We start from the raw sequence: 26,638 nt of genomic DNA, 5'->3' as shown, positions 1-26,638 counted from the left end.
TACAACAGGTCTACACCACTGAGTGGTGTAGACCATGTGGCCCTCGGCCACGGTCCCCCGGACGCCGCCGTCCCCCTTGTCCCTTCGGCGGCGCTGCCCCACTGGAGGAAGTTGTGTCCACGGCTAGTGCCGCGCCCGCGGCCGACAAGAAGAAGGGCGCCGGCGCGATGGCTGTCTTGCAGCGCATCGGCCGCAGCCTCATGCTGCCGGTCGCGGTGCTGCCCGCCGCCGCGCTCCTGGTCCGGTTCGGCCAGGCAGACATGCTGGGCAGGGACTCGTTCCCGACGTTCATCAACAAGCTCGCCGGTTACATGGCCGCCGGCGGCGGCGCACTGCTCGACAACATGCCCCTGCTGTTCTGCGTCGGCATCGCCATCGGTTTCGCGAAGAAGTCGGACGGCTCGACGGCCCTGGCCGCCGTCACCGGCTACCTGGTCTTCCAGAAGGTCCTCGCGACCTTCACGGACAAAAACCTTCCGAAGGTCGCCTCCGTCGTTGACGGAAAGATCGTCATGAACGAGGCGCCGGTGGACGCCGGGGTCCTCGGCGGCGTGGTCATGGGCATCGTCGTCGCCCTGCTCTACCAGAAGTTCTACCGGACCAAGCTGCCCGACTGGGCCGGCTTCTTCGGCGGCCGTCGCCTGGTGCCCATCCTGTCGGCCTTCGCCGGCCTCGCCGTCGGCATCGTCTTCGGCCTCATCTGGCCGGTCCTCGGAACAGGTCTGCACAACTTCAGCCAGTGGCTCGTGGACTCCGGGGCCTGGGGCGCGGGCATCTTCGGTGTCGCCAACCGTGCGCTGATCCCGATCGGCATGCACCACCTGCTGAACTCCTTCCCCTGGTTCCAGGCCGGTACGTTCAACGAGGGCGGCACCGCGTACCACGGCGACATCGCCCGCTTCCTGCACGGTGACCCGACCGCGGGCCAGTTCATGACCGGTTTCTTCCCGATCATGATGTTCGCGCTCCCCGCAGCCTGCCTCGCCATCACGCACTGCGCCCGCCCCGAGCGCCGCAAGGTCGTCGGCGGCATGATGTTCTCGCTCGCCCTCACCGCGTTCGTCACCGGTGTCACCGAGCCGATCGAGTTCACGTTCATGTTCATCGCCCCGGTCCTGTATGCGATCCACGCGGTACTGACCGGTGTCTCGATGGCACTGACCTGGGCCCTGGGCATGAAGGACGGCTTCGGTTTCTCGGCCGGCGCGGTCGACTACTTCCTCAACCTGGGCATCGCGTCCAAGCCACTGATGCTCGCCCTGGTCGGCCTCTGTTTCGCGGCGGTCTACTACGTGGTCTTCCGCTTCACGATCACCAAGTTCAACCTGCCCACCCCGGGCCGCGAGTCCGACGAGGAACTGGCGGAACTCCTCAAGGCGGAGGGCAAGTAGCCCCACCCCCGAAACCGAACACCCTGAATTCCCCGACCGCGTGACGGTCGGGGAATTCGGCATGCCCACTCGGGGATGAAACTCCCCCCCGACGTGTTTTTCGACCCTCACGTTCCAGGAACAACCTGTGGGCGTGATCACGAATCGTTACCCCTTGATCACGACAAGTCCTCCTGCTTAGCGTTGCGATCGGCCGAAACCGGCCAAGACCACTGAACGGAAAAGGGGAACTCATGAGCCTGCAAGCTCTGCGCGAGATGAAGTTCGAGGCGCTGCGCGACGAAGAGGCGGCAGCCGCCTCAGGCGCGGGCAAGCCCAGCCGCGCCCGGTGCGAGTACATCTTCGCCCAGATCGGCAATCCGCTGGGCTGCAGCTACGGGGACTACTACAAGCTCTGGAAGTCGCTGGGCTGCGACAAGCTGTAGCAGAAAGCGGCGCCCGTCCCTTTCGGAGGCGGGCGCCCGCATTTCCCCACCAGGAGTCCTTCGGTGAAGTGGCAGAGATACCACACCCATCAGTCGGGAGAGACCGACTGCGGTCCTGCGTGCCTGCGCACCGTGCTCATGCGGCACGGATCGGTGGTGGACGCGGCGCTCCTGCGCGAGTCCACGGGCCTCGGCGAACGCGGCTCGAATCTGCTCCGCCTCCGGGAGGTGCTGCGAGGGTACGGCGTCGACAGTGAGTTGCTGCGGCTGGACACAGCCCAACTGCGGCATGCCCTGCGGATCGCGGGGCCTGCGATCGTACTGCTGGACGAGGACGGCGACCGGCATTTCGTGGTCGTCCACGAGGTCACCGACAGTGGGCACTTCATCGTCGGCGATCCCCTGCTGCCACGCCCTCTCCGGCTCGCGCCCGAGGTACTCGACGACGTCTTCCACGGCGAGACGCTGATCACCGACAGGCCTACCGCCCGGCTGCCGCTGGGGGCGCGCCTGAGGGCCTCGTACCGGCAGGACCTCGTATGGCAGATGCTGCGCGCGCACCGCAAGCAGCTGCTGTTCATCCTGGCGGCAACCGTCGTCGTCGCCCTGGTGGCCCTGCTGAACAGTCTGTTCGTGCAGATAGCGGTGGACCGCGTCATGCGGGACGGCTCCCGACGGGCCCTGGCGGTCCTCGTCGCCGAATTCACCGCGATCGCCCTTTCCGCAGCGGGAATCCAGTTTCTGCGGGGCCGCGCCATCGTGGCTCTGAGCCAGTCGCTCCAGCGGCAGTTGTCCGAGCGTTATCTGCGGAAACTCCTGCGCCTTCCAGCCACTTACTTCAAAGGACGCAGATCCGGCGACCTGGTGAGCCGGATCGACGATGTCCAGGAAATCCAAGGGCTGGTCACGGCAGCCTCCGTCAGAGCGGCCATCGACCTCTGCGTCGTCCTCACCGTCGGCGCATACCTGCTCGCCACCGCCCCGACTCTCTTCCTCGTTCTGGTCCCACCGGCCGCCATCAACGTACTCAGTTCCGTTCTTCTCTATCCGCACATCAGGAACGCGGCGGCGGAGGCTCTCCAGCGAGACGCGACGCTGAAATCGGAGACCCTCAACTCCCTCAGAGGACACACGGAGTTGATCGGTTACGGACGAAGCGACTACGCATTCGGCCGCATGCGCGGGGCGCTGGGACGACGAATCGAGGCGGAGACCCGGCTCGGCCATCTGGAGAACATCAACTCCGTTGTCAAAACCGCCAGTCAGACCGTTTTCACCGTGCTGGCAGCCTGGCTCGGGCTGAGCCGGATGCTGTCCGGAGAGCTCACGGTGGGCCAGGTCTTCGGATTCCTGACCATGGCCGGCTACTTCCTGGGGGCCATGGATTCGGTCGCGTCCCTCCAAGTGACGGTCCAGCGCACCTCCGCCGCCCTGGGGCGCTACCGGGACGTGGTCCTGCAACACGACGACGCCCGGCACTCACTCGCGGCGGAACGCACGCGCACGCCGCAGGAGCCCGCCGACCTCACGGTCAGGTCCCTGCGGTTCAGCCACCCTGGGGCCCGGCGCAGCGCCCTGACAGGCATCGATCTCGACGTTCCGTACGGAGCGCGCATGCTCCTGCGGGGCACGAACGGCGCGGGCAAGAGCACGCTCCTGTCCCTGCTGGCGGGCGTGCACGACGGCTACGAGGGGAGCATCGCCCTCGGCGGAGCGGAGGTCTGCCGCATCGCGCCGGAGGAGCTGCCCCGCTGGATCCTCTACCTCCCGGAACATCCGGCCCTGCTCACCGCCTCGCTACGCGAGAACCTGACCCTGGGCGCGGAGCACAGCACAGCAGAAATTCTGGAAGCCTGCCGTGTCGCCTGCTTTCTCGACGTCGTCGAAAGCCTTCCCGAGGGACTGGACGAACCGGTGCGGGAGAGCGGCGCCGGATTCTCGCGGGGCCAGCTCCAGCGGATGTCGATCGCCCGCGCTGTCCTTCACGCCCCCCGGGTGTACCTCTTCGACGAGACGTTCAGCGGCATCGACCGGGATACGCTCGCGCGGATCTGGAAGGCGCTGAGCGCGCTCGAAGGAACGAAGATCATGGTCTCGCACGGACAGACGGAAGACGTCGCGTTCGACCTGGTGCATTCCCTCGACTCCTCGTCCGACCACTGTCAGGAAAGCGTCCAGCCATGATGAAGTTCTCCGAACTGCTCGACCTCGTCAGCGTCTCCGGCGGACTCCCGCCCTCCCGGCTGACGGCCGATCTGGCCCTGATCACTTCCATGTCTCCGGAGCTCGCGGACACCCCGCTGCCCTCGGCCGATCTCACGGAGCTGGCCAGCGGATACGCGGCGCACCGGGCCCGCCCGGTGACCGCCGTCATCCTCACCTCGAACGAGGAGGAACGCATCGGGGAGTGTCTGCGAGCACTCGCCGACGACGTGGACCACGTGCTCCTGGTCGACTGCGAGTCCACCGACGGCACCGTCGAGCAGGCGCTGCGGGCCGACGGCACCGCGCGGATTCTGTCCGCGCCCTGGCCGGACGACTTCTCCCGGCAACGCAATCTCGCCTTCGGCGAGGTGGCCGAGGGCTGGCTGTGCCATGTCGACGCCGACGAGGTACTCACCGAGGCGCATGCGGGCCGACTCCGCCGTGCCCTGTCGGTCCTGGACTATCTGCTGGCCGACTCCGACCTCGTCGTCTCCCCCGCCATCGCCGACGTGGACGAGGGCCCCGTGTACACGAACACCCAGCGCGTGCTCCGTGCGGACGGACCGTTCCGCTTCCGCGGGCGGGTCCACGAGCATCCCTACGATCCCGAGGGCCGGGCCCCGGCCCAGGTGCGGATCGCCGTCCGCTTCAATCACTTCGGGTACCTGCCCGAGGTGATCGAGCGGCGGGCCAAGCGGGACCAGTACGTCAGGCTGGCCCGGCTGGCACGCGTGGCAGAGCCGGACAACCCGAAGTGGGTGTACTACGAGGTGCGCGACGGACTTGATCTCCGGTCGGCGTCAGCTGAGGATCTGCGCGCCGCGTTCGCCCTGTTGGCCGCGCACGCCGGTGACCACGTGCCCGCCGGGCCGCCCGGCCACCGGACGGAGCGGATCGTCGACTCCTGGGGTCTGCTGTGCGAGCTGGCTCTTGGGCTCGGTGAGGCGGAGGCCGTGAGCCGTTACGCGGGCCTGCTCGGCGAGGCGGGACGGACCATCGAGGCCACCTACTACCGGTCGCTGCTGGAGTCGGCCCGGATGCTGGGCAGGCTGTCCGCCCTCGTCGAAGAGATCGACACGGTGCGGGAAGCCGAGGAACCGGGCGACCGCCATCTCATGGCAAAGCTCTACGAGCTTCAGTCGACGCTGGCCCTGGCCAGTGGACGGTACGAGGCGGTCCTGCCCGCCTACCGCAGAGCGGTGGAGCGGGGCGCGGGGCATGGCGTGGCCGAGGACTTCGAGAAGCTCGGCCGGATGCTGGCCGAGCTTCCCGAACGGTCCGGCGCTCGCGGTACGACGAGGGATCAGATCTCGTAGACGGTGCCCGGCGCGGCCAGCTCCACCGGGCCGTCGTACACCGCGCGCGCGTCCGCCAGGTTCACCTGCGGGTCGGTCCACGGCGGGATGTGGGTCAGGACCAGTTTGCGGGCGGCCGCGCGCTGCGCCGACTCCCCCGCCTCCCGCCCGTTGAGGTGCAGGGCCGGGATGTTCTCCTTGCCGTCCGTGAACGCGGCCTCGCACAGGAACAGGTCGCTGTCCTCCGCGAGTTCGTCCAGCGCCGCGCACGGGCCGGTGTCCCCGGAGTACGTCAGCGAGCGCCCGCCGTGCTCGACCCGGATCGCGTACGACTCCACCGGGTGGCAGACCTTCTCCATGCGGACGGAGAAGGGCCCGATCTCGTACGAACCCGGCTTCACGGTGTGGAAGTCGAAGACCTCGCTGAACGCGGAGGCCGAGGGCGTGTCCGCGTGCGCGGTGGTCAGCCGCTGCTCGGTGCCCTCGGGGCCGTAGACGGGCATCGGCGCGCAACGGCCGCCGTCGTGGCGGTAGTAGCGCACGACGAAGTACGCGCACATGTCGATGCAGTGGTCCGCGTGCAGATGCGAAAGGAAGATCGCGTCGAGGTCGTAGAGACCGCAGTGGCGCTGCAACTCGCCCAGGGCACCATTGCCCATGTCGAGAAGCAGCCGGAAGCCGTCGGCCTCGACGAGGTAGCTCGAGCAGGCCGAATCCGCGGACGGGAACGACCCCGAGCAGCCGACGACGGTGAGCTTCATAAGAGCTTTCAACCTCCGCGCTGGCGGTCGGAATGCGTAGATGGAGCCATGGGGCCATGGGCCGGGGCATTCGAGCGTAAGGCGCAAAAGGGCGGGTGGCTCCTCCGTCACGGGCCGTTGTGGGCGAACTCACCTGCGCTGTCACCGGTTCGGAGGGGTTCCGGTCCGCGTGCGCACCCCTTGCGTCCCACCGGTACCGTCTTGCCTATGGACACGTCCTGGTGGCTCGCGCTCGCTGCCGTCGTACTGCTCGCGCTCGTCGCGACGCTGGTCGACGGGTGGGGGCGCGGCACGCGTCACCGCCGCCGGGAGCGGCACGTTCCGCGCGACCGGCACGGGCGGGGGCCCGAGCCCGGGGACATCTGGTGGGCGCTCGTGCCGTACGAGGACGGGCCGGGGGCGAAGGACCGGCCGTGCCTGGTGCTGTCGGTGCGGCGGGGCGTGGCGACGGTCGCCAAGATCACGAGTCGCTATCACGATGAGCGGCCGGGGGTGATCGCGTTGCCGCCGGGGTCGGTGGGGGATGCGCAGGGGCGGGCGAGTTTCCTGGAGACGGACGAGTTGCGCGCGGTGCCGCTGGGGGATTTTCGGCGGCGTGCCGGGGTGATCGATCCGGGGCTGTGGGACCAGGTCCGCCACCTCGGCCGTTGACCCGTCCCACCGCAACGCCTCGGGGCTCCGCCCCGGCCCCCGCTCCTCAAGCGCCGGAGGGGCTCAATACGCGCCCGACTCGACTTGTCGGCCGCCGCATCCACAGCCCCTCCGGCGCTTGAGGAGCGGGGTTCGGGGCGGAGCCCCGGGGGGGTTACGCCCAGAGTTGGCCGTGGAGGACCTCGATCGCCTCTTCCGTCGTCGCGGCCGTGTAGACGCCCGTCGACAGGTACTTCCAGCCACCGTCGGCCACGACGAACACGATGTCGGCCGACTCCCCGGCCTTCACCGCCTTCTTGCCCACCCCGATCGCGGCATGCAGCGCCGCCCCCGTGGAGACCCCCGCGAAGATGCCCTCCTGCTGGAGGAGGTCACGGGTGCGGGTGACCGCGTCGGCCGAGCCGACCGAGAACCGGGTCGTGAGGACGGAGGCGTCGTACAGCTCGGGGACGAAGCCCTCGTCGAGGTTGCGCAGGCCGTAGACCAGGTCGTCGTAGCGCGGCTCCGCAGCGACGATCTTGACGTCCGGCTTGTGCTCACGCAGATACCGGCCGACGCCCATGAGAGTGCCGGTGGTGCCGAGCCCCGCCACGAAGTGCGTGACCGAGGGGAGGTCGGTGAGGATCTCCGGGCCGGTCGTGGCGTAGTGCGCGCCCGCGTTGTGCTCGTTGCCGTACTGGTAGAGCATCACCCAGTCCGGGTGCTGCTCCGCCAGCTCCTTGGCGATGCGGACCGCCGTGTTGGAGCCGCCCGCGGCCGGGGACGGGATGATCTCCGCGCCCCACATGGCGAGCAGGTCGCGCCGCTCCTGCGAGGTGTTCTCCGGCATGACGCAGACGATCCGGTAGCCCTTGAGCCGGGCGGCCATCGCGAGCGAGATGCCGGTGTTGCCGGAGGTGGGTTCGAGGATGGTGTCCCCGGCCTTGATCCGGCCTTCCTTCTCCGCCTGTTCGATCATGTGGAGCGCGGGGCGGTCCTTGATCGAGCCGGTCGGGTTGCGGTCCTCCAGCTTCGCCCAGATCCGTACGTCGTCGGAGAGCGAGAGCCGCGGCAGGCGCACCAGGGGGGTGTTGCCCACCGCGGCCAGCGGGCTGTCGTAGCGCATCGGCCGGCTCAGCGCATTCCGCCGGCCACGGCCGGCAGGATCGTGACGTTGTCGCCGTCGGCGACCTTGGTGTTGATGCCGTCGAGGAAGCGGACGTCCTCGTCGTTCAGGTACACGTTCACGAAGCGGCGCAGCTGGCCGTTGTCCACGATGCGGTCGGCGATGCCCGCGTGCCGGGAGTCCAGGTCGGCGAAGAGCTCGCCGAGGTTGTCGCCGCTGCCCTGGACGGCCTTCTCGCCGTCGGTGTAGGTGCGGAGGATGGTCGGGATGCGGACCTCGATGGCCATGCTGGGCTCCTGTCGGGAGTCGGAAGTCTGGTGGGTGAGCGCGCGGCGGCGCTTCCGTACGGGCCGATGGCGGCCTGCGGTACGGCGGTGCGGCTCAGCGCGGACAGATGGCGCTGGCGAGGCGGCACAGGTCGACGTGCAGCCGCGCAACGAGCAGCATGCCCGGCGTCTTTTCGCTCACGTCGTGGGAAACCATGGGCTCATCGTATCGATTCCCGGTCCGGGTCCCGGAGTGTGATCTCATCATGCGGTCGTTCTGCGTCCGCCGGTTGAGATTCAGGCCGTGACCTGGACTTCTTCCTCGGTGATTTCGCCCTCGACGATGCGGAACGAGCGGAACTGGAAGGGGCCCGCGTCGTCGGTGTCGGCGGTGGAGACCAGGACGTAGTGGGCGCCCGGCTCGTTGGCGTAACTGACGTCGGTGCGCGAGGGGTACGCCTCGGTGGCCGTGTGCGAGTGGTAGATCACGACCGGCTCCTCGTCGCGGTCGTCCATCTCGCGGTAGAGCTTCAGCAGGTCGCCGGAGTCGAACTCGTAGAACGTGGGCGAGCGCGCGGCGTTCAGCATCGGGACGAAGCGCTCGGGGCGGCCCTCGCCGACCGGGCCCGCGACGACGCCGCAGGCCTCGTCGGGGTGGTCCTTGCGGGCGTGCTCGACGATCTGGTCGTACAGGGTCTGGGAAATCTTCAACATGCGGCCAGCATAAGCAAGCGGGCCCGCCCGTACCGGAGTGCGGTACGGGCGGGCCCACCTGTTGAGATGCGGGGCTCAGTCGCGCTTCGAGAAGGCGGCGGCCTCCGGGTTGCGCTTCTTCAGCAGGAAGTAGGCGACACCCAGGATCGCGGCCCAGACCGGGGCGGCGTACAGGGAGACGCGCGCGTCGGGGTCGATGCCCATCAGGACGATGACCATGAAGATGAACGCGAGCGCGAGGCCGCTGACCCAGACGCCCCACGGGGCGCGGAACTCGGACTTCGGCAGCTCGCCGCGGTCGGACTTGATGCGGTAGCGGATCTGGCAGATCAGGATGATGATCCAGGCCCACATGCCGGAGATGGTGGCGAAGGAGACGACGTAGTTGAACGCCTCGCCCGGCCACTGGTAGTTGATCCAGACGCCGACCAGCATCATCGCGGCGGAGAACGTGGTGCCGATGACGGGAAGACCGTTCTTGCTGAGCTTGGTGAAGAACTGCGGGCCCTGGCTGTTCTGCGCGAGGTCGCGCAGCATGCGGCCGGTGGAGTACATGCCCGAGTTGCAGGAGGACAGCGCAGCGGTCAGCACGACGAAGTTGACGATGGCGGCGCCGACGCCCAGGCCCATCTTGTCGAAGGCGTGCACGAAGGGGCTCTCGCCGGCCTTGAAGGAGGTCCACGGCACGACCGAGAGGATCATGATCAGCGCGCCGACGTAGAAGACGGCGATGCGCCACGGCACGGTGTTGATGGCCTTCGGCAGGACGGTCTTGGCGTCCTTGGCCTCGCCCGCGGTGACGCCGACGAGCTCGACGGCGAGGAACGCGAACATCACCATCTGGAGCGTCATCAGCGTCGAGCCGATGCCGTTCTCGCCGGCGAAGAAGCCGCCGATGTCCCACAGGTTCGTCAGGGTGGCGGTGTCACCGGCGTCGGAGAAGCCGATGGTGAGGATGCCGGCGCAGATCAGGATCATGCCGATGATGGCGGTGACCTTGACGGTGGAGAACCAGAACTCCAGCTCACCGAAGAGCTTCACGGAGATCAGGTTGGCGCCGTAGAGGATGACGGTGAAGACGAGTGCGGACACCCATTGCGGGATGTCCCACCAGAAGGTCATGTAGGTGGCGGCCGCGGTGACCTCGGTCATGCCGGTGATGACCCAGAAGAGCCAGTACGTCCAGCCGGTCGCGAAGCCCGCGAAGGGGCCGATGAACTCGCGTGCGTACTCCGAGAAGGAGCCGGACACGGGGCGGTACATGAGGAGCTCGCCGAGGGCCCGCATGATGCAGAAGATGACCACGCCGGCGACCGCGTACGCCAGGATCAGGCTGGGCCCCGCCTTGGAGATGCCCTTGCCCGCGCCGAGAAAGAGTCCGGTCCCGATGGCGCCGCCGATGGCGATCATCTGGATCTGCCGGGCCCCGAGTCCGCGTTGGTAACCCTCGTCGGTCTCGGCCTGCGCGGCCTCATTGCCGTCGTGCTGCTCGTCGACCTGCACTGAGGTCATGATGTGCGCCTTTCTCCATGCCGATCCGTGCCGTACTCGGCTCGGATCGACTGTGACGATCCTTTGGGGTCTGGGCCCCTGGATGGATGGAGCTTGTGCCTACCGGCGGTCGGCCGGTCGGGGCGCCCTCTGAGGAGACAGGGGTGGCGTCCCTCAGGTGGTCGTGAAGATTTATCACGGCGTTCACCGAGGTTGGCCGAGGCGCGTGTGGCGTACGCCACCGGCAAAACGGGACATAAAAATCACCGCGCCGCATTGAGGGTGGGCGCGGTGACGCGATCGTTATACGGATTTGAGGACCCGCTGAGCGAACAGGCCAGGGTGGCTCCGGAGCGGCCCCGGAGCCTCACTCAAGGTCAGGGCATCAGGGTCTCGACGAGCGTCTCCTGGAGGCCGCCGAGCCACAGATACGCCATGACCATCGGCTTGCGCGCGTCGTCGTCCGGGAGCCGGTAGAGGAGGTCCGTGTCCTCCTCGTCGGTGATGTCGAGGCGGGTACCGATCGCCAGACGCAGGTCGTTCAGGGCCCGCATCCACTGGACGGACTCGCCCTGGGACAGCTTGAGGACCGCGCCGCCGTCGCCCGCCGGGCTGAGCGTGTCCAGCGAGCGGATCACCGCGAGGGCGTCCTCGCGCTTGCCGGCCCGCAGGTCGTTCTCGGTGAAGCGGCGGAACTCCGCGGAGTGGACGCGCGCCTCGTCCGCGCTCTCGACGTCCCCGTCGTCGGCCGCGGGACCGCCGTACGCGTCGGGGAAGAGGCGCCGCAGCACCGCGTCGCTGGGCGGTTCGGTCGGTCCGTCGGCGAAGAGCTCCGCGAGCGGGTCGTCGCTGACGTCGCCGCCCGGCCCGGGGCCGATGAGCTCCAGGAGCTGCACGGCCAGCGAGCGGATGATGGAGATCTCGACGTCGTCGAGGGCGACGGCCGCGCCGCCGCCGGGGATCGGTTCGAAATGACCTGGCATCGGGATGCTGCTACTTCCGATCCTGTTGAAGCGTGGCCCACAGGCCGTATCCGTGCATCGCCTGCACGTCGCGTTCCATCTCCTCGCGGGTACCCGTGGAGACGACCGCCCGCCCCTTCTGGTGTACGTCCATCATGAGTTTGGTGGCCTTGTCCTTGGAGTACCCGAAGTACGTCTGGAAGACATACGTCACGTAACTCATCAGGTTCACCGGGTCGTTGTGGACGAGCGTGATCCAGGGGACGTCCGGCTCGGGGACGACGGACGCGTCCTCCGTCGTCTCGGGCCTCTCGATCTCAAGGGGTGCAGGAGCCGTCACAGGGCCCATGCTGCCACCACCACCCTGCCCACGCACAAACGGACGCAGAAATCGTCACCTTGACGCTAATCCGGGGTAGCATTCCTCCTATGAACACAGCGGACCTTGGCCTGCCGGTGGACGTCCCGTCGACAGCGCTCTTCACCGATCACTACGAGCTGACGATGTTGCAGGCCACCCTGCGGGGCGGCACCGCCGACCGGCACTCGGTCTTCGAGGTCTTCACCCGGCGGCTGCCCGAGGGGCGGCGCTACGGGGTCGTCGCGGGCACCGGGCGCGTCCTGGACGCCGTCGAGAACTTCCGCTTCGACGCGGGCGTGCTCGGCTTCCTGCGCGAGCGCGGCGTCGTCGACGAGCCGACGCTCCAGTGGCTCGCGGACTACCGGTTCTCCGGCGACATCTGGGGCTACCCCGAGGGCGAGGTCTACTTCCCCGGCTCCCCGATCCTGCGCGTCGAGGGCTCCTTCGCCGAGTGCGTGCTCCTGGAGACCGTGATCCTGTCGATCCTCAACCACGACTCGGCGATCGCCGCGGCCGCCTCCCGGATGTCCTCGGCCGCCGGGGACCGGCCGCTGATCGAGATGGGCGCGCGCCGTACGCACGAGCTGGCGGCCGTCGCCGCCTCGCGCGCCGCTTACGTCGGCGGGTTCGCGACGACCTCCGACCTCGCGGCCGGGTTCCGGTACGGGATCCCCACGGTCGGCACCAGCGCGCACGCCTTCACGCTGATCCACGACACCGAGCGGGACGCGTTCCGCGCCCAGGTCGACTCCCTGGGCAAGGGGACGACGCTGCTCGTGGACACGTACGACGTGAAGGAGGCGGTCAAGGCGGCCGTCGAGATCGCCGGGCCCGAGCTGGGCGCCGTCCGGATCGACTCCGGCGACCTGCTGCTCGTCGCGCACCGGGTGCGTCAGCAGCTCGACGAGCTGGGCGCCAGGAACACCAAGATCGTGGTCACCTCCGACCTCGACGAGTACGCCATCGCCTCGCTCGCCGCCTCCCCCGTGGACGCGTACGGCGTCGGTACGCAGCTGGTGACCGGCTCCGGGCACCCCACCTGCTCCATGGTCTACAAGCTGGTCGCGCGCGCAGGCTCCGCCGACCCGAAGGCGCCGCTCGTGCCCGTCGCGAAGAAGTCGGCGGGCGGGAAGACCTCCGTCGGCGGCCGCAAGTGGGCCGCGCGGCGCCTCGACGCGGACGGGATCGCGGAGGCCGAGGTCGTCGGCACGGGGCCCGTCCCGGCCGAGCTGGCCGACCGGCAGCTCCTCGTGGAGCTGGTCAGGGGCGGTGAGGTGCTGCACCGGGAGCCGCTCGACGCGGTGCGCGAGCGGCACATCGCGGCGCGCGACGGGCTGCCGCTGTCCGCGACGCAGCTGTCGCGCGGCGAGGCCGTCATCCCGACCGAGTACGCCTGAGGCGCGGCCGGCGCCCCCGGCCGCGCCCCACGCCCTCTCCCGCAACGCACTTGAAGCTTCTACGCTCGTAGTCTCCAAGCAGAAGGACAGCCATCATGCGCCGCGCCCTGATCGTCGTAGACGTGCAGAACGACTTCTGCGAGGGCGGCAGCCTCGCGGTGGCGGGAGGTGCCGACGTCGCTGCCGCGATCACCGACCTCGTCGGGCAGGCCGGCGGCGGCTGCTACCAGCACGTCGTCGCCACGCGGGACCACCACATCGACCCCGGGGACCACTTCTCGGAGGCGCCGGACTTCCGGCACAGCTGGCCGCGGCACTGTGTCGCGGGCACGGAGGGCGTGGGGTTCCACCCGAACTTCGCCCCGGCGGTCGCCTCCGGTGCGATCGACGCCGTGTTCGACAAGGGGGCGTACTCGGCCGCTTACAGCGGGTTCGAGGGGGCGGACGAGAACGGGGTGCCGTTGGCGGAGTGGTTGCGGGCGCGGGAGGTGTCCGAGGTGGACGTGGTGGGGATCGCCACGGATCACTGTGTGCGGGCCACTGCCGTGGATGCGGCGCGGGAGGGGTTTCGGACGCAGGTGTTGCTCGATCTGACGGCCGGGGTTTCGGCGGTCTCCACGGAGGCCGCGCTTGAGGAGCTGCGCTCGGCGGGGGTCGAACTCACCGGCAAGCCCGTCGTGGCCTAGCTCGCGGGGCTCCGCCCCGGACCCCGCGCCTCAAACGCCGGCGGGGCTGGAAAGATCGGGGCTCCGCCCCGGACCCCGCGCCTCAAACGCCGGCGGGGCTGGAGTTACGCCACCGTGGCGTTGCGCAGGAGCGCGCGTATCGGGTGCCAGAGTTCGCCGGATCTTGTGTCGGGGGCCGTGCGCCAGACGAGGCCGTCGGGGTGGTGGAGGACGGCGGTTATCTCGTCCGGGGTGGGGGGCTGGGTGTTGCCTCGGAGGTAGACCGCGCGCAGGCCCAGATTGCGCAGGCGGGTCAGGGCTCGGGGGCGGTTCGCGGCGTGCACCAGGACCCGTACGGCGCCGTCGGCGGAGCCGGGCGCGGGCAGGGTGAGGGCGACGACGACGGTGCCGCCCGGCAGCTTGCAGAACCCTCCTGCGGACATGACTGTCACACCCCCGTGAGACGTAGTGTCAATAAGGAACTCACAGGACGCACCTAAGCACGACCGGCCGCGACCCCGCTAGAGGGTCGCGGCCGGTACGTTTCTGACCTGCTGTTTTGCCTTACTTCTTGGCCGAGGGGCCGACCTTGATCGTCATCGAGGAGCCGTCGAGCGGCTGCTTCACGATGCTGATCTTGGTGTTGGTGTCAGTTGTGCGCACGCTGCCCGTGGGGTTCTCCGCGTACCAGTACGTGCCCTTGTGATCGTCGAAGACGGGGACACCGGCCTGCGCCGGGATCTTCGTTTCGACGCCCAGCTTGTGCAGCGTCATGCCGGGGACCGGGTAGTGGCCGAAGGCGGCGTCGTACGGCGTGATCTTGTTGGTGATCAGCTTGCCGTCGGCCCACTTCAGCGGCTTCGCGTGCGCGTCGACCGGGAGGATCAGACCCTTGCCGGGGTGCTGGCCGACGTTGTTGTTGCGCTGCGAGGTGTCCCACTGCCAGACCATGAGGCCGGGGCGGTAGGAGTAGTGCTCGACCCAGTTCTGCTTCGAACCGCCGTCGCGCCAGCCGAAGTTGTACGGGCCGACCTTGAGGGTCTTGTCGTAGCTGACGTACTGGCGGTTCTCGGCGATGTAGAACTGCGGGAAGTCACCGGTGATCGAGGCGCCGATGCGCGAGAAGCCGCGCGTGGTCCAACCGGCCTGCTCCGTCTCGGCGTTGTCGGAGAACAGCGTCGCACCGTCCGCCTTGACCGTGAAGTTGTCGAACGCGAAGCCCATTTGGGCCACGCCGCCGTCGGTCTTGTAGCGGAAGCGGACGTCGATCTTCTGTCCGGCGTAGTCGTTCAGCGGGTAACTCAGGTGCTGGAATTTGCCGTTGGTGCCCGTGAGGGCCGGCTTGTCGCCGCCGTCGCGCGGGATCGGCGAGCCGTCGGCGGTGCCGTCGATGGTCTTCCAGCTCGCGCCGCCGTCGGTGGACACCTGCGTGTACAGGTAGTCGTAGTCCTTCTCGATGTCGTACCAGCCGTCGAGTTCGAGGGACGCCGACGCCTTGCCGGTCAGGTCGACCGTGCGCGAGAGGGTGTTGTCCAGGTCGTCGCCGTAGTCCGACCACCACTGCCGCGAGCCCTCGGCGGGCTTGACGATGTCCGTCGTCACGGTCTTCTTCGGCAGCTCGACGACGAGCGCCTGCTTCAGCTTGGTGTTGTACTCCGAGACGCCCAGCTTGTGCGTGGAGTGCGTGGCGGCCTTCGCCGTGTCGTAGTTCAGCCAGCCGAGCTGGAGCTTGTCCCACGCGGTCATGTCGCCCGGCATGTCGCCGATGGACTCCTTGCCGGTGCCGAGCCAGGAGCCCGCCGACATCAGCGACCAGAAACCGACCGAGTTCTCACCGGTGTACGTCGTGTCGTACAGGTCCGGCAGGCCCAGGTCGTGGCCGTACTCGTGGGCGAAGACGCCGAGGCCGCCGTTCTCCGGCTGCATCGTGTAGTCGCCGACCCAGATGCCGGTGTCGCCGATCGGGGTGCCGCCCGCCTTGAAGCCGGACGGTCCGGTGTCGCCGTCGTCGCGGGAGAAGGCGTAACCGCGGTGCGCCCAGAGGGAGTCGCCGCCCTGCGCGCCGCCGCCGGCCGAGCCGTCCTCGCCCGCGTGCACGATCTGGAAGTGGTCGATGTAGCCGTCGGGCTCGTTGAAGTTTCCGTCGTTGTCGTGGTCCGTGCGGTCCCACTGGTCGTACTGGGCCATGTCGGCCTTGATGTCGGCGTCCGACTTGCCGGCGGCCTTCTGCTGCGCGACCCAGGCGTTGACGCCGTCACGGACCAGGTCCTCGACGTTGGGGCAGTTGTCGGCGCCGCAGTAGTTGGAGCCGTAACGGGCCTCGTTGTACTCGACCTTGACCCAGTCGGAGACCTCGCCCTCGACCGAGTAGCGGCCCGAGGAGGTCTTCTCGTAGTAGGTCTTCAGGGAGTGGATCTCCTTGCCGGAGGAGTCCTTGCCCTCGCCGAAGTAGAGGTCCTTGAAGTGCTGGGAGTCGTAGTCCTTCTGCCAGGCCGTGCTGTTGTCCTTGGCACGGTCCGGCTCGGCTATCTGGTTGTGCAGCGGGCCGGGCGTGCCGCCGTACTTGGGCTTCAGCTCGTCGGTGTCGTCGTCCGCGCGGTCCACCAGGGTGGTGTTGTCGACCTTGTCGCCGAACTCGGTCAGGATCGTGAAGATCTTGTCCGTGCGCTCACGGCCCAGCTCGACGTACTTGCCCTTCGACAGCTCCACCACCTTTGAGCCGTTCTTCTCCTGGACCTTCGAGGTGCCCTGGAGGACCTGCTGAAGCGCGGCCTGCCGCTGCTTCTCCTGCTGCTTGCTGTACGGGCCGTCGAAGACGTGGCCCTTGCCCCCGTACGTCTTTCCGGACGTCGCGCTCGTCGTGGCCGGGGTGTCGGCCTGGGCGGTCGTCGCGGTGAGCGCGCCCGTGGCCGCGGTGGCGGCGAGGGTAGCGAGCACGGCTACCGATCTCAACGCCCGTCTCTTGGTGGACACTTGAGTGATCCCCTCCTCCGTGGCATGAACACCACGCGTCACAAGTGACGTCATTTGACCGGAGGTAGAGGAGAAATAACAGACCTTGACTGTGACCTTCGCTGTGCATTATGCAGAGCGACCGGTTCGGAATGCGGACGGTCCAGCTTGTCCGGATCTCGCCCCGGTACTGTTCAACGGGCGCGCCACAACGTCCACTTGATGGACCCGGTGACTCCGTGCGCCCCCCATGCTCCGGCAGCAGCAGTGAGGGAATGCTTACCGAGCGCTCCGCTCGGGCACAGGTCCGAATAGTCCCCCGATGTCACGAGGACGGAATTCACCATGCCTCGCCCGACTGTCGCACAGCTCGCCTACGGTTCGGCCACCGTTGTCTGCTCCACGATCGCCATGGTTCTGCTGTCCCAGACGAGTTCGGGCCCAGGCATCCCGGTGATCGCCGTCTCCGCGCTCATCCTGGGTCTCTTCGTGGCGATGTCGGTGCCGACGCGCAAGCGGGAGCCCGAGGACACGGCGGAGGCCGCCTCCGGTGCCGGGGAGCGGGTGCCGGAGCAGCGCCTGAGCTCCACGGTGCGCGCCCGCTCGTCCGCGTCGGCGTCCGAGGCCGCGCGGGACGCCGTACGCGAACCGGCGGGCCCGTGAGGCACGGACCCGCCGGTACTTCGGTGTGGGGTTCGGTCAGGCGGTGCTGACCACCACGGTCTTGACCGCCTTGTCGTGCAGGCCCTGCTTGTAGGGCTTGTCGAAGAAGCTCCAGCCACCGCTGATGGCCGTCCAGATGCAGGCGCAGCAGAAGACCGCGGGCACCCACAGGACGATCGCGCGCAGCAGGCTGGTCTGCACGCTGGGCGTCGCGCCGTCGCTGAGGTTGGCGACGCGCAGCTTCATCCACTTCTTGCCGAGGGTCTGTCCGGTCTTCGCCGTCATGATCGTGTCGTAGCCGACGTAGAGGACGGCGCCGAGGAGCGACTGGCCGAACCTCGCGCCGTAGTCCATGTCGTCGGTGTCCACGTCGACCTGGAGCAGGCCGAAGGCCCAGGAGAGCAGGCCCACGACGATCACGACGAGGATGATGTCGATGATCCGGGCGAGGACGCGTTTGCCGCTGTCGGCGAGCGGAGGCATGCCGGCGAGCGGGTCGGAGGCCCCGTAGGGGCCTCCGCCGTACGGGGGTGGTGGGGGTGGCGCCGAGCCGTAGGGGTTCTGGGGTGAGTCGTACGGGGAGCCGCCGGCCTGGTTCGGGGGTGGCGGCGGCTTGCGGAACGGATCGTCGTCCGGCGGTTGGCCGGACCCGGAGGGCGGCGGTTCGGTGCTCATGGCCCGAGTGGACCGCACCGTGCGTCCCGTTGCACGTGGCGGACGGCCGTCCGGATGACCGAACCCCACGATTCGGCCACCGCCAGCCTGCGCCCACCCACGGGGCTCCGCCCCGGACCCCGCTCCTCAAACGCCGGAGGGGCTGGAAAGTAGCTGAGCGGCTTCGGTGGGGGCACGCAATTCGAGCCCCGTGGGTCAGTTCGCGACGAAGGTGTTGGCGGCCTTGTCGTGGAGGCACTGGCGCCAGGGGCGGTCGACCGCACCCCACAGGACGCCGAGGACACCGATGACCAGGACCCCCGGCACGCTGTAGACGAGCCACCTCCGCAGCGCCGCCCCGAACGACGGCGCCTCGTGCTCCTCGATGTCCCGCACCTTCAGCCCCAGCAGCTTCTTGCCGAGCGTGCAGCCCCACTTCGACGTCGGCAACGCCTCGTACAGCGTGCCGAAGACCAGCAGCACCGCGAGCACGATCCCCAGGTACGTCCCCGTCGTGCCGTCGAGGAGCCAGACCGTCATCTCACGCCCCGACGCCTTCGCCGCGTCGATCTTGCCGTTGACGTGGTCGACGGCCTTTGTGCCGAGCGGCACCGCCACGGCGGCGGTGACCGCGCCGAGGACGACCGAGTCGATGAGCCGCGCCACGAGCCGCTTGCCGAGACCGGCGGGACGCGCCGCCGCCGCGGCCTGCGCCGCGGCGAGGAACGGGTCGCTGGCCACCGGCTTGAACGGGGTGACCGGGCCGGGACCGCTGCCGGGAGCCGCGGCGGGCGCGGCGGCCTGGCCCTGGTCCGCCAGTTGGTGCACCTGCTGCGCCCACGACGGGCTGCCGCCTCCCGGGCCCTGCGTCATGGGCGTCTGGAGGTGGGCCTGCGGTGGCTGCGGCTGCTGTGCCTGCTGGGGCTGGGGCTGCTGCGGCTGCTGTTGCGGGACATTCGGCTGGGCCGGGGCGGGGGCAGGGGCCGGGGCCGGGGCCTGCTGCGGGTTCAGGCCCGCCTGCGACTGGGCCTGCGCCTGCGGCGCTTCCTGCTTCGGCAGCGCGCGGAACGCCATCGTGCCGTCGGACCTCTCCGGCTGCCCGCCGCCCGGCCGCGCCGCACGGATCTTGACCGTGCCGTCGGTGCGCTCCGGCTGCGCCGCCGCCTCGGGCTCCGGCTGCTCGGCGCCCCCGGACGCCTCCGCGCCCCACGACACCCGCCGGTTCTGCTCACCGGCGAACCCGGCCTGCCGGTTCGTATTGGCGCCCCACGCGGACGCGGGCTCCGGCGCGGCGGAGACGACGGGAGCGGCGCCGGTCTCCGGCGCCCCCATCTCCGTACGCACGGAGGGTTCCTCGTCGAGGAAGACGGGGCCGGTCTCCTCCGCGGGAGGGGGCTCGGGCGTCGCGGCGGGGGCGGGGGCCGGGCCCGCTCCGGGCGGGGTCGGCAGCGACTCTCCGTCGGAGGGGGCGGGGCGGCTGGTGCCGGGGACCCACGCAGCCCCGTTCCAGTACCGGACATATCCGGGAATGGACGGATCGGGGTAGTAGCCTTCGCGGGGCCTGTCGTCGCCAGGGGCCGGGGTTGGGGCACTCATGTCCGTCGTCCCGTATCTGCTCGGGGGTCTTGTTGTGGGGTCCACATCTATCAGACCCCAGCACTCACACGCGCCGCTCCGTCATTACGGACCACTTTCCGGGGAACGTGACACCTGTTGCCGGAAGACGAAGAAATATCTTCGGCGAACTCGCGTAATGCTTCCGGCAGATCGAGCTCTCACCTTCCAACGGGCCCGCTCCGGACCCGTACGAAGGAGAGGAAGTGCCCGATATGAACGCCCACGACATGCACACCGTGGTGGAGCGCGAGCTGGAGCTGAAGCTCGTGCTGTCCCCGGAGCGGAGCATCCCCGTACCGGCCCGCCTGACCTACCGGACCGCCGACCCCTACGCCGTGCACATCGCGTTCCACATCGGCTCGAACCACCCGGTGAACTGGACGTTCGCCCGTGAACTGCTCGTCGAGGGCGTGTTCCGGCCGTGCGGGCACGGGGACGTGCGGGTGTGGCCGACGAAGGTGGACGGGCGCAGCGTGGTGCTGGTGGCGCTGAGTTCGCCGGACGGCGACGCGCTCCTGGAGGCGCCGGCGGCGCAGGTCTCGGCCTGGCTGGAGCGGACGCTGCGGGTGGTGGCCCCGGGCACGGAGGCCGATCAGCTCGGCATCGACGACGCCCTGGCCGAGCTGCTCGCCCCGATGCCGACCGGCGACGACCTGTACCTGTGCGACCCGTGGCCGGGGGACGAGTCGTCCTCCGACGAGCTGTGAGGGGCCTGCCACGGGGGTGGGGTCACGCGGCGGGGCCGCCCGGTTCGAGCGTGCCGGTGAGCGTGGTGCCTGCGGGGGCCGGGTCCGGCTGGGCGACCGCGGTGCCGACGGCGAGGCCGACGGAGGAGAGCGCGAGGGCGCCGACCAGGACGGCGGCGGTCGTCCTGCGGCGGCGCGCGGACCTGCCCGCGGTGCGCGTACCGCCGGTGCGGCTGCCGCTCGTCGGGCTGCTGGGGCTTACGGGGCTCGTCTGGCTCATCGGCGGGACCTCATCGGGCTGCGGGGTGCCGGCCGGCGCCCTGACGGCCGGCCGTGCGACCCCTCCAGGGTCCCGCCGGACCGCACCCCGCCGCTTGAGGCTTTCGTCCTTTATGCGAGCCGTACGCGACCGGGCTCCTCACAAGGCTCCTCGTAAGGCTTCCCGCGGTCAGAACAGCTTGCCCGGGTTGAGCAGGCCCAGCGGGTCGAAGGCCGCCTTGACGGCCTGCTGCATCTCGACGCCGACCGGGCCGAGTTCGCGGGCGAGCCACTCCTTCTTGAGGACGCCGACGCCGTGCTCGCCGGTGATGGTGCCGCCGAGTTCGAGGCCGAGCGCCATGATCTCGTCGAAGGACTCGCGGGCGCGGCGCCCCTCGTCGGCGTCCTGCGCGTCGAAGCAGACGGTGGGGTGGGTGTTGCCGTCGCCCGCGTGCGCGCACACGCCGATGGTGAGGTCGTACTTCTCGGCGATCCGCTCGACGCCTTCGAGGAGTTCGCCGAGCTTGGAGCGCGGCACGCAGACGTCGTCGATCATCGTGGTGCCCTTGACCGCCTCCAGCGCGGTGAGCGACAACCGGCGCGCCTGGAGCAGCAGTTCGGACTCGGCGAAGTCGTCCGCGGGCACGACCTGGGTGGCGCCCGCGGCCTCGCAGAGCGCGCCGACGGCGGCGAGGTCGGCCGCCGGGTCGTGGGTGTCGAAAGCGGCGAGCAGCAGCCCTTCCGTGGTCTCCGGCAGGCCCATGTTGGCCATGTCGTTGACGGCCTTCACCGTCGTACGGTCCATGAGTTCGAGCAGCGACGGGACGTGCCCGCCCTCCATGATCCGGCAGACCGCGTCGCAGGCCGCGGCGGCGGAGTCGAACTCCGCGGCGAGGACGAGCTGTTGGGGCGGCTGCGGCTTGAGCGCCAGCGTCGCCCGTACGACGACGCCGAGGCTGCCCTCGGAGCCGACGAAGAGCCGCGTGAGGTCGTAGCCCGCGACGCCCTTCGCGGTGCGCTTGCCCGTGCGCAGCAGCCGGCCGTCGGCGAGGACGACGTCGAGCCCGAGCACGTACTCCGCCGTCACTCCGTACTTCACGCAGCACAGGCCGCCGGAGGCCGTGCCGATGTTGCCGCCGATGGTGCACATCTCCCAGCTGGAGGGGTCCGGCGGGTAGGAGAGGCCGTGTTCGTTGACCGCGCGGGAGAGCGTGGCGTTGATGACGCCCGGTTCGACGACGGCGATCCGCTCGACCGGGTCGATCTCCAGGATGCGGTCCATCTTGGTGAGCGAGAGCACGACGCAGCCGTCGGACGCGTTGGCACCGCCGGACAGGCCGGTGCGGGCGCCCTGCGGGACGACGGGGACGCGCAGCGCGGTGGCCGTGCGCATCACGTGCTGGACCTCTTCGACGGTGCGCGGCAGTACGACGACGGCCGGGGTGCCCGCGTCGCAGAAGCTCGCCATGTCGTGGGCGTAGGAGGCGGTGATGTCGGAGTCGACGACGATCGCCTCGGCGGGCAGGACCTCCGCGAGCTTCGTCCGGAGCTCTTCCTGACGCTGTTCCATGAGGGTGCGGCTCATGATCACAGCCTCGCACTCGGGGCCATCGGTGTGAACCCGTCTGCGGGCTTCGTTCACGTGCCGGAATGGCGCGCATGTGTGTTCTTCGTACTGACGCAGAGTGAGCGCCATGGAGAACATGAAGCGCTCCGCGCGTCGGCCCCTCGCAGCCTCCCTCGTGGCGGTCCTCGCCGGATGTGCGCTGGCCACAGGCGTGTGGGCCCTGCTGCCCGGGGAGGAGCGGGCGGCCGCGCCGGACCCCGCCGGGCGGGCGGCACTCGCGGCGGCGGCCGGGGCGCCGGCCGCGCTGCCGGACCTGGCGGCGCTGATCCGTGAGCGGAGGGCGGCGGTGCGCGCCGATCCGCGCGACGACCGGTCGTGGGCGGCGCTCGGGGCCGCCTACGTGGAGCGCGGGGCGCGGAGCGCGGACACGGCGTACTACGTCAAGGCCGAACGGGCGCTGGGCAGTTCGCTGAAGGCGCGGCCGAAGAGGAACGCGGCGGCCCTCGACGGGCTCACCGCGCTCGCCGTCGCGCGCGGCGACTGGCCCGCCGCGCGGAAGTGGGGCGAGGCGGCGGTGCGGCTCGCGCCGGACAGCGGGGGCGCGCGCTCCCGCCTCGTCGACGCCTACCAGGGTCTCGGCGACCACAAGTCGGCGGGCCGCGCCCTGGACCGCCTCGCGGGGCTCGCGCCGGATACGGGGAAGGCGGCCGGGGGCACCGGTGACCGGCGGTCCGGGCTCGCCTCCGGTACGGCGGTGGCGCTGCGCACGGCGGACGTGTACTGGGACCGGGGCTGGCGGGAGGACGCGGCGGCGACGCTGTCCGACGCGGCGGCGCGGGCGGAGGCACCGGCCGAGCGGGCGGAACTGCTGCGCCGGGGCGGGGAGTTGGCGTGGGCGCGCGGCGAGGCGGCGGACGCCCTGCGGCACTTCGACGCCGCGCTCGCCGCCGACCCGCACTGCCACGCGGCGCTCGCGGGGCGTGGCCGGGCGCTGGCCTCGCTGGGCCGGACGACCGAGGCGGTCCGGGCGTACCGGAGCGCGCTGGCGAAGCGCCCGGCGCCCGAATACGCCCTGGAACTCGGCGAGTTGTACGCATCGCTGGACCGCCCCGACGAGGCCCGCGCCCAGTACGACGTCCTGCGCGAGCGGGTCGCCGCGCAGGACGCGCACGGTGTGGACGACGCGCTCGTGCTCGGCCGCTTCGAGGCGGACCACGGGGACCCGGCGGCGGCCGTCGAGCGGCTGCGCGCGCAGTGGCGCCGCGCCCCGAGCCCCGCGACGGCGGACGCCCTCGGCTGGGCCCTGCACCGCGCCGGCTCCCCCCGCGAGGCCCTCCCCTACGTACGGCGCTCCACGGACCGCCAGAAGTCCGGCTCGGTCCGCGAGGCGTCCTACATGTTCCACCGCGCCGCGGTGGAGGCCGAGTTGGGCGACACGGCCGCCGCCCGCCGCCACTACGACGAGTCCCTCCGCATCAACCCGACGTTCTCCCCCCTCGCAGCCCCCGAGGCACAACAGGCACTGACGAGGCTGGACACCTTCTAGCCTGCCGGGGCGCGGGGAACTGCGCGCCCCGCCGACGACCCCACCCCGCCCGCCAAAGGCACCCCGGTCACACCAGAGCCGTCCCAATGAGCCCGTTACGGGTGACCAGAGCCGCAAGCTCACCCTCACCCAGCCCACCCGTCCCGGCCGGCCTCCGCGGCAGCACCATGTACCGCGTCTCCGCACTGGAGTCCCACACGGTGACCTTGACGTCGTCCGGGAGCGTCACCCCGAACTCCCCCAGCACCACCCGCGGCTCCCGCACCACCCGCGACCGGTACGCCTCGCTCTTGTACCAGCCGGGCGAGGGCCCGAGGAGCCGCAGCGGGTAGCAGGAGCAGAGCGTGCACACCACGACGTTGTGCACGCTCCCCGTGTTCTCGGCGACCCGCAACCGCTGCGGCTGCACCCCGCCCGCCGAGAAGCCGAGCTCGGCCACTGCCGCCGACCCGTCCGCGAGCAGCCGCTCCTTGAACGCCGGGTCGGTCCACGCGCGGGCCACCACCTTCGCCCCGTTGACCGGTGAGGCGCCGGAGAGGAACCCGTCGATGACCTCGTCGACGGTCTCGCCGCCGACGATGCCCCGGTCCTCCAGCAGGGTCTCCAGCAGTCTCACCTGGCGGGAGATCGTCGCGTCGTCGTGGTCACCGGACATCGCCGTCGGCCTCCTCGCAGGGCTCCAGATAGCTCTCGGACAGGTCGAGGACGACGTCGTGCTCGCCCTCGCCCCACAGCTCACGCGCCGCGAACCGCACCGCGTAGATCATCTCGACGGGCGCGTCGTCCCGTCCCTGGGCACGCGCGTCGGCGAGCGGCGCCCGTCCCTCGGGCTCGACGACGACGCCGCGCTTGCCGCGGGCGTAGCGCGGCAGCCGGGTGTGGTGCGGCGGGTCGTGGCGGTACGTGCGGACCACGTCGCCCGCCGCGTAGGCGGGATGCTCAGGCACGGTCGAGCGCCCCTTCCGCGATGACGCCCTTGCGTTCCAGGAGCACCCGGATCGCGTGGAACCAGCGCTCGTAGTACGAGGCCGCCAGGTACTCCTGGGGCGGCATCGTCTCGATCGCGTCCCGGAACTCGTCGAGGTTGAAGACCTTCTGGACGAGCAGCACGCGCTGGAGCGCGAAGACGCGCGCCTCCCAGTCCGCGTGGAAGGGTTCGGCGTCGTCGGTGGTGTCGACGGCGCCGAACCCCGTGGTTCCGCCTACATCGTTCATCCTGGCCATGCGGCCAGACTAGAAGCCTTGGTCAGAGATTTCCGCGCTTCTCCTGCTCCCGCTCGATCGCCTCGAACAGGGCCTTGAAGTTGCCCTTGCCGAAGCCCATGGAGCCGTGCCGCTCGATCATCTCGAAGAAGACGGTCGGCTTGTCCTGGACCGGCTTGGTGAAGATCTGGAGCAGGTAGCCGTCCTCGTCGCGGTCGACGAGGATCTTCAGCTCGCGCAGCGTCTCCACGGGCACGCGGGTCTCGCCCGCCCACTCGCCGAGGGTGTCGTAGTACGAGTCGGGGGTGTCGAGGAACTGGACCCCGGCGGCGCGCATGGCCTTCACCGAGGCGACGATGTCGTTCGTGGCGAGCGCGATGTGCTGGACGCCGGCGCCGCCGTAGAACTCCAGGTACTCGTCGATCTGCGACTTCTTCTTGGCGATGGCGGGCTCGTTGATCGGGAACTTCACCTTGAGGGTGCCGTCCGCGACGACCTTCGACATCAGCGCGCTGTACTCGGTCGCGATGTCGTCGCCCACGAACTCCTTCATGTTCGTGAAGCCCATGACCTTGTTGTAGAACCCGACCCACTCGTTCATCTTGCCGAGTTCGACGTTGCCGACGCAGTGGTCGATGGCCTGGAAGGTGCGCTTGGCCGGGGGTTCGACGATCGGGTCGGCGGCGGCGAAGCCGGGCAGGTACGGGCCGGTGTAGCCGGAGCGCTCGACGAGGGTGTGGCGGGTCTTGCCGTACGTGGCGATGGCGGCGCGCACGACGGTGCCGTGCTCGTCCTTCGTCTCGTACGGCTCGTCGATGCCGCGGGCGCCGTGCTCGACGGCGTACGCGTAGGCGGCGCGGGCGTCCGGGACCTCGATGGCGAGGTCGACGACGCCGTCGCCGTGCGCCGCGACGTGGTCCTGGAGGAAGGCGCCCCACTCGGTGGTGGCCTTGATGACGGACGTGAAGACGAAGCGGGCCGAACCGTTGGTGAGGACGTAGGAGGCCGTCTCGCGGCTGCCGTTCTCCGGTCCGGAGTAGGCGACGAGCTTCATGCCGAACGCCGTGGAGTAGTAGTGCGCGGCCTGCTTGGCGTTGCCCACGGCGAAGACGACCGCGTCCATGCCCTTCACCGGGAAGGGGTCGGCCTGCCGGGCGGTGTCAGGGGTGTGGTGTGTGGTCTGCGTCATACGGTGAGGCTCCCGCCGGTCCGCAAGATGCGCAATAGTTTGCGTTTTCGCTGGGCAATCTGACCAATGGCGGCTCGGTTGCGGCGGGCGGCTTGTACAGGATGACCACTCGCGGGACGGGAGAGGGCGGCGGCCATGGCGATCGACGATCTGGACGGGCGGCTCATCGTGCTGCTGGCGCGCGAGCCGAGGATCGGGGTGCTGGAGATGTCGCGCAGGCTGGGCGTCGCGCGCGGCACCGTACAGGCCCGCCTCGACCGGCTTACCTCGAACGGAGTCATCCGCGGCTTCGGACCGCAGGTGGACCCGGCGGCCCTCGGGTACCCCGTCACCGCGTTCGCGACCCTCCAGATCAGACAGGGCCAAGGCGCCGACGTCAGGACCCACTTGGGGACCGTCCCGGAGGTCCTGGAGCTGCACACGACGACCGGCAGCGGCGACATGCTGTGCCGCCTGGTGGCCCGCTCGAACGCGGATCTCCAACGTGTGATCGACCGGGTTGTCGGTTTTGATGGCATCGTCCGGGCTTCCACGGCGATCGTCATGGAAAATCCTGTTCCGCTGCGCATCATCCCCCTGGTGGAACAGGCGTCAGGAGATTCCTGACGGCTATC

At 69.9% G+C, this 26,638-nt stretch carries 29 protein-coding genes; 11 read left to right on the top strand and 18 right to left on the bottom strand.

The genetic code is table 11. The features are described 5' to 3' along the window. Positions 1-113 precede the first annotated feature (113 nt). From ACYBSK_RS04005 to ACYBSK_RS03990, 4 genes are all read left to right on the top strand, one after another. Positions 114-1,391 (top strand): PTS transporter subunit EIIC, encoded by a 1,278-nt coding sequence (locus tag ACYBSK_RS04005; protein WP_457475429.1) that lies wholly within the window; start codon positions 114-116, stop codon positions 1,389-1,391. 233 nt (positions 1,392-1,624) lie between these two features. Beyond that, a complete protein-coding gene (locus ACYBSK_RS04000; RefSeq protein ID WP_457475428.1) occupies positions 1,625-1,816 on the top strand; it encodes a hypothetical protein in 192 nt (63 codons plus the stop codon). A 63-nt stretch (positions 1,817-1,879) separates the two neighbouring features. Then, a complete protein-coding gene (locus tag ACYBSK_RS03995; RefSeq protein WP_457475427.1) occupies positions 1,880-4,000 on the top strand; it encodes a peptidase domain-containing ABC transporter in 2,121 nt (706 codons plus the stop codon). Continuing rightward, on the top strand, positions 3,997-5,337 hold the full coding sequence (locus ACYBSK_RS03990) for a glycosyltransferase (protein WP_460245187.1): 1,341 nt from the start codon (positions 3,997-3,999) through the stop codon (positions 5,335-5,337). Before ACYBSK_RS03995 ends, ACYBSK_RS03990 begins: the two co-directional genes overlap by 4 nt. On the opposite strand, the gene ACYBSK_RS03985 is transcribed toward ACYBSK_RS03990, so the two are convergent. After that, positions 5,325-6,077, bottom strand: coding sequence for an MBL fold metallo-hydrolase (locus ACYBSK_RS03985; protein ID WP_460245186.1), 753 nt, complete (start codon positions 6,075-6,077; stop codon positions 5,325-5,327). The two genes, ACYBSK_RS03990 and ACYBSK_RS03985, sit on opposite strands and share 13 nt — an antisense overlap. A gap of 207 nt (positions 6,078-6,284) precedes the next feature. Between ACYBSK_RS03985 and ACYBSK_RS03980 the strand changes: the two genes are divergently transcribed. Continuing rightward, complete coding sequence (locus ACYBSK_RS03980; protein ID WP_457475424.1) at positions 6,285-6,728, top strand: type II toxin-antitoxin system PemK/MazF family toxin; 444 nt, start codon at positions 6,285-6,287, stop codon at positions 6,726-6,728. A 154-nt stretch (positions 6,729-6,882) separates the two neighbouring features. Here ACYBSK_RS03980 and ACYBSK_RS03975 read toward each other — a convergent pair whose 3' ends face one another. The 7 genes from ACYBSK_RS03975 to clpS form a co-directional block, all read right to left on the bottom strand. Then, a complete protein-coding gene (locus tag ACYBSK_RS03975; protein WP_457475423.1) occupies positions 6,883-7,833 on the bottom strand; it encodes a PLP-dependent cysteine synthase family protein in 951 nt (316 codons plus the stop codon). A gap of 8 nt (positions 7,834-7,841) precedes the next feature. Next, complete coding sequence (locus tag ACYBSK_RS03970; RefSeq protein ID WP_457475422.1) at positions 7,842-8,120, bottom strand: MoaD/ThiS family protein; 279 nt, start codon at positions 8,118-8,120, stop codon at positions 7,842-7,844. Positions 8,121-8,214: 94 nt separating this feature from the next. After that, entirely contained in the window at positions 8,215-8,316 is a 102-nt protein-coding gene (locus ACYBSK_RS03965; RefSeq protein ID WP_323179532.1) for a putative leader peptide, read from the bottom strand. Between the two features lie 80 nt (positions 8,317-8,396). Beyond that, positions 8,397-8,813 (bottom strand): M67 family metallopeptidase, encoded by a 417-nt coding sequence (locus ACYBSK_RS03960; protein ID WP_457475421.1) that lies wholly within the window; start codon positions 8,811-8,813, stop codon positions 8,397-8,399. 75 nt (positions 8,814-8,888) lie between these two features. Further along, entirely contained in the window at positions 8,889-10,325 is a 1,437-nt protein-coding gene (locus tag ACYBSK_RS03955; RefSeq protein WP_460245185.1) for an amino acid permease, read from the bottom strand. A 356-nt stretch (positions 10,326-10,681) separates the two neighbouring features. Further along, the gene (locus tag ACYBSK_RS03950; protein ID WP_460245184.1) at positions 10,682-11,287 is read right to left on the bottom strand and encodes a DUF2017 domain-containing protein; all 606 of its coding nucleotides are present in this window, start codon (positions 11,285-11,287) and stop codon (positions 10,682-10,684) included. A 10-nt stretch (positions 11,288-11,297) separates the two neighbouring features. Continuing rightward, positions 11,298-11,615: an ATP-dependent Clp protease adapter ClpS gene (clpS, locus tag ACYBSK_RS03945; protein ID WP_457475418.1), complete on the bottom strand. Its 318-nt coding sequence runs from the start codon at positions 11,613-11,615 to the stop codon at positions 11,298-11,300. A gap of 80 nt (positions 11,616-11,695) precedes the next feature. On the opposite strand from clpS, the gene ACYBSK_RS03940 reads away from it, so the two are divergent. Together ACYBSK_RS03940 and ACYBSK_RS03935 are read left to right on the top strand one after the other, a co-directional pair. Continuing rightward, the gene (locus ACYBSK_RS03940) at positions 11,696-13,024 is read left to right on the top strand and encodes a nicotinate phosphoribosyltransferase (protein WP_460245183.1); all 1,329 of its coding nucleotides are present in this window, start codon (positions 11,696-11,698) and stop codon (positions 13,022-13,024) included. A 95-nt stretch (positions 13,025-13,119) separates the two neighbouring features. Further along, positions 13,120-13,710 (top strand): isochorismatase family protein, encoded by a 591-nt coding sequence (locus tag ACYBSK_RS03935; RefSeq protein ID WP_457475416.1) that lies wholly within the window; start codon positions 13,120-13,122, stop codon positions 13,708-13,710. 104 nt (positions 13,711-13,814) lie between these two features. Here the strand turns inward: ACYBSK_RS03935 and ACYBSK_RS03930 are convergent, their stop codons facing one another. Together ACYBSK_RS03930 and ACYBSK_RS03925 are read right to left on the bottom strand one after the other, a co-directional pair. After that, positions 13,815-14,132, bottom strand: coding sequence for a hypothetical protein (locus tag ACYBSK_RS03930; protein WP_457475415.1), 318 nt, complete (start codon positions 14,130-14,132; stop codon positions 13,815-13,817). A gap of 121 nt (positions 14,133-14,253) precedes the next feature. Continuing rightward, positions 14,254-16,662: an immune inhibitor A domain-containing protein gene (locus ACYBSK_RS03925; protein WP_460245182.1), complete on the bottom strand. Its 2,409-nt coding sequence runs from the start codon at positions 16,660-16,662 to the stop codon at positions 14,254-14,256. Positions 16,663-16,986: 324 nt separating this feature from the next. Here ACYBSK_RS03925 and ACYBSK_RS03920 point away from each other — a divergent pair, with 324 nt between their 5' ends. Beyond that, the gene (locus tag ACYBSK_RS03920; RefSeq protein ID WP_460245181.1) at positions 16,987-17,304 is read left to right on the top strand and encodes a hypothetical protein; all 318 of its coding nucleotides are present in this window, start codon (positions 16,987-16,989) and stop codon (positions 17,302-17,304) included. A 36-nt stretch (positions 17,305-17,340) separates the two neighbouring features. On the opposite strand, the gene ACYBSK_RS03915 is transcribed toward ACYBSK_RS03920, so the two are convergent. Together ACYBSK_RS03915 and ACYBSK_RS03910 are read right to left on the bottom strand one after the other, a co-directional pair. Continuing rightward, positions 17,341-17,979 carry an RDD family protein gene (locus tag ACYBSK_RS03915; RefSeq protein ID WP_460245180.1) on the bottom strand — a complete coding sequence of 213 codons (639 nt, stop codon included), beginning with the start codon at positions 17,977-17,979 and terminating at the stop codon, positions 17,341-17,343. Between the two features lie 195 nt (positions 17,980-18,174). Beyond that, positions 18,175-19,554, bottom strand: a complete 1,380-nt coding sequence (locus ACYBSK_RS03910; protein WP_460245179.1) for an RDD family protein — start codon at positions 19,552-19,554, stop codon at positions 18,175-18,177. A 248-nt stretch (positions 19,555-19,802) separates the two neighbouring features. On the opposite strand from ACYBSK_RS03910, the gene ACYBSK_RS03905 reads away from it, so the two are divergent. Continuing rightward, positions 19,803-20,282, top strand: coding sequence for an SsgA family sporulation/cell division regulator (locus ACYBSK_RS03905; protein WP_457481644.1), 480 nt, complete (start codon positions 19,803-19,805; stop codon positions 20,280-20,282). Between the two features lie 22 nt (positions 20,283-20,304). On the opposite strand, the gene ACYBSK_RS03900 is transcribed toward ACYBSK_RS03905, so the two are convergent. Beyond that, complete coding sequence (locus tag ACYBSK_RS03900) at positions 20,305-20,541, bottom strand: hypothetical protein (protein WP_457475410.1); 237 nt, start codon at positions 20,539-20,541, stop codon at positions 20,305-20,307. Positions 20,542-20,709: 168 nt separating this feature from the next. Further along, on the bottom strand, positions 20,710-22,104 hold the full coding sequence (locus tag ACYBSK_RS03895) for an FAD-binding oxidoreductase (RefSeq protein ID WP_457475409.1): 1,395 nt from the start codon (positions 22,102-22,104) through the stop codon (positions 20,710-20,712). A 109-nt stretch (positions 22,105-22,213) separates the two neighbouring features. On the opposite strand from ACYBSK_RS03895, the gene ACYBSK_RS03890 reads away from it, so the two are divergent. Further along, positions 22,214-23,632 carry a tetratricopeptide repeat protein gene (locus ACYBSK_RS03890; RefSeq protein WP_460245178.1) on the top strand — a complete coding sequence of 473 codons (1,419 nt, stop codon included), beginning with the start codon at positions 22,214-22,216 and terminating at the stop codon, positions 23,630-23,632. Between the two features lie 67 nt (positions 23,633-23,699). Here ACYBSK_RS03890 and nthA read toward each other — a convergent pair whose 3' ends face one another. The 4 genes from nthA to hppD are packed head-to-tail and all read right to left on the bottom strand — an operon-like array spanning position 23,700 to position 26,024. Continuing rightward, on the bottom strand, positions 23,700-24,287 hold the full coding sequence (gene nthA / locus ACYBSK_RS03885) for a nitrile hydratase subunit alpha (RefSeq protein ID WP_460245177.1): 588 nt from the start codon (positions 24,285-24,287) through the stop codon (positions 23,700-23,702). Beyond that, positions 24,277-24,579, bottom strand: a complete 303-nt coding sequence (locus ACYBSK_RS03880; protein ID WP_460245176.1) for an SH3-like domain-containing protein — start codon at positions 24,577-24,579, stop codon at positions 24,277-24,279. The genes nthA and ACYBSK_RS03880 overlap by 11 nt, the downstream gene beginning before the upstream one ends. After that, positions 24,572-24,856 carry a hypothetical protein gene (locus ACYBSK_RS03875; protein WP_457475405.1) on the bottom strand — a complete coding sequence of 95 codons (285 nt, stop codon included), beginning with the start codon at positions 24,854-24,856 and terminating at the stop codon, positions 24,572-24,574. Before ACYBSK_RS03875 ends, ACYBSK_RS03880 begins: the two co-directional genes overlap by 8 nt. Positions 24,857-24,878: 22 nt before the next feature. Continuing rightward, entirely contained in the window at positions 24,879-26,024 is a 1,146-nt protein-coding gene (gene hppD / locus ACYBSK_RS03870; RefSeq protein ID WP_457475404.1) for a 4-hydroxyphenylpyruvate dioxygenase, read from the bottom strand. 135 nt (positions 26,025-26,159) lie between these two features. On the opposite strand from hppD, the gene ACYBSK_RS03865 reads away from it, so the two are divergent. Beyond that, positions 26,160-26,630 carry an Lrp/AsnC family transcriptional regulator gene (locus ACYBSK_RS03865; protein WP_457475403.1) on the top strand — a complete coding sequence of 157 codons (471 nt, stop codon included), beginning with the start codon at positions 26,160-26,162 and terminating at the stop codon, positions 26,628-26,630. The last annotated feature ends 8 nt before the right edge of the window (positions 26,631-26,638 follow it).

It is taken from the genome of Streptomyces sp. BYX5S, from assembly GCF_054724165.1.
The sequence above is the reverse complement of the archived record's forward strand: the minus strand, read 5'-3'. Positions and strand labels throughout refer to the sequence as shown.